Source organism: Vibrio sp. Vb0349, from assembly GCF_033338975.1.
This window is the reverse complement of the sequence record NZ_JAWOTS010000113.1, coordinates 1-1733: the sequence shown is the minus strand read 5'-3', so window position 1 is coordinate 1733 and position 1733 is coordinate 1. Positions and strand designations below refer to the sequence as shown.

The following is a 1733-nucleotide window of genomic DNA, read 5'->3' as shown; positions in this document are numbered from 1 at the left end:
TTGTGGATGGAAAAATTGGTTATATCATCGGCACGATTGCGGGCCCAGTTACCACGGCATTGATCGTGATTGCACTAAAGAAAACCGTCACCGAAGATGAGAGCTACACAGGTCATTCTCAAGTATATGGTTCTGTTCAAGGCGAAGGTGAGGCGGGTGTTTTGGCGGTTACATCTTGCCCATCAGGAGTGGCACATACGTTCTTAGCGGCGAAGTCATTGGAAAAAGCGGCTTGTGCACTCGGCATTAAGATTAAAGTCGAAACCCAAGGGGCGAATGGCGTCATCAACCGAATTACCGAGAAAGACATCGAGAAAGCGAAGTTTGTGATCTTTGCTCATGATGTCGCGATCAAAGAACCGGAACGTTTTCGAAAAATAAAAGTGTTGGATGTGACGACCAAGGATGCCATGTTGAACGCTACGGCTTTGTTGCAAGCACGTAGAGTGTCTTAGCATTTTACTTCTGAGAAATTTTTCCTTAATAACCCTGCTGACTGCTTCGGTTTTTACTCCAACATCGTGCTCCGATTTTATTTGTGCCGCGAGTGAAGGATAAATTACGAGTAATGTTTTCAATTCTTTAGTAGCATGTTACAAAACATTTCAGTCAGGTGAACTAAGGGAAGCGTGCAATGGAAAAACAACGAGTAGCATTTATTGGTTTGGGTGTCATGGGCTACCCAATGGCGGGCTATTTGAGCAAAGCGGGGTATGAAACCAAAGTATACAACCGCACCAAAGCCAAAGCTGATAAATGGGCTGCAGAATACAATGGCGTTGCGTGCGAGACACCGCGAGAAGCGGCTGAAGGTTGCGATATCGTATTTACTTGTGTTGGTAATGATAACGACGTACGTAGCGTTGTGTATGGTGAAGAAGGCTTGTTAGTTGGTCTCAAAGCGGGCGCGGTTTTGGTTGATCACACAACAACCTCGGCAGAACTTGCTGTAGAACTGGCGGATGCGTGTAAAAAAGTGGGCAATCACTTTATCGATGCGCCAGTCTCGGGCGGTCAAGCGGGCGCAGAAAATGGCGTGTTGACCATCATGTGCGGTGGTGAACCGAGTGTATTTGACCATGTTGCGCCTGTGATGGATGTGTACGCGAAACAAATCACTCTGCTGGGCGAAAATGGTCAGGGACAGCGTTGTAAAATGGTAAACCAAATCTGTATCGGTGGTATTTTGCAGGGCTTGAGTGAAGCACTTTTGCTTGCGCAAAAATCTGGCTTAGACATTGAACAGGTTGTCGAGACGCTGAAACACGGCGCTGCTGGTTCATGGCAAATGGAAAACCGTGCCACGACCATGGCGCAAGACAAGTTTGATTTTGGCTTCGCGATTGATTGGATGCGCAAAGACCTTGGCTTTTGTTTGGAAGAAGCTGAGCGTGTTGGGCTTGAGCTTCCATTGACTAAGATGGTCGACGAGCAGTACGCAGGCCTTCAACGTGAAGGGCTTGGTCGTATGGATACGTCAGTACTGATTAAGGCTGTAGCCAAAAATCAGTAGTAGATGAAGAACTCTTTGGTATCGAAGAGTTTGAAAAAGTCTAAATTGATCATATCGAATTCCTCTTAACTGGGAGGCGCAACGTGCGCCTCCCTTTTTATTTACTATGGCATATTTGCTGTGGGTTATTTCGCTAAACCTAACGCCAGTTCTAAGCCTTTGCCGTAGGCTTCGTCCGCTTGGTAAGCGTGGGTGACGTGACGTTCTTTAATAAAGTCTG

General features: G+C 46.6%; 2 protein-coding genes. Both read left to right on the top strand.

Going from position 1 to position 1733, the window contains the following annotated elements; translation table 11 throughout:
* The coding region (locus tag R7Q47_RS23675) for a PTS fructose transporter subunit IIB (RefSeq protein ID WP_318089575.1) at nt 1–455 on the top strand (455 nt) is incomplete at its 5' end.
* A gap of 179 nt (nt 456–634) precedes the next feature.
* On the top strand, nt 635–1513 hold the full coding sequence (locus R7Q47_RS23670; protein ID WP_025793822.1) for an NAD(P)-dependent oxidoreductase: 879 nt from the start codon (nt 635–637) through the stop codon (nt 1511–1513).
* The last annotated feature ends 220 nt before the right edge of the window (nt 1514–1733 follow it).

Bases quoted from the DNA above. Each gene is read 5' to 3' on its own strand.
- R7Q47_RS23670 (WP_025793822.1), top strand. From the start codon at position 635: ATGGAAAAACAACGAGTAGCATTTATTGGTTTGGGTGTCATGGGCTAC.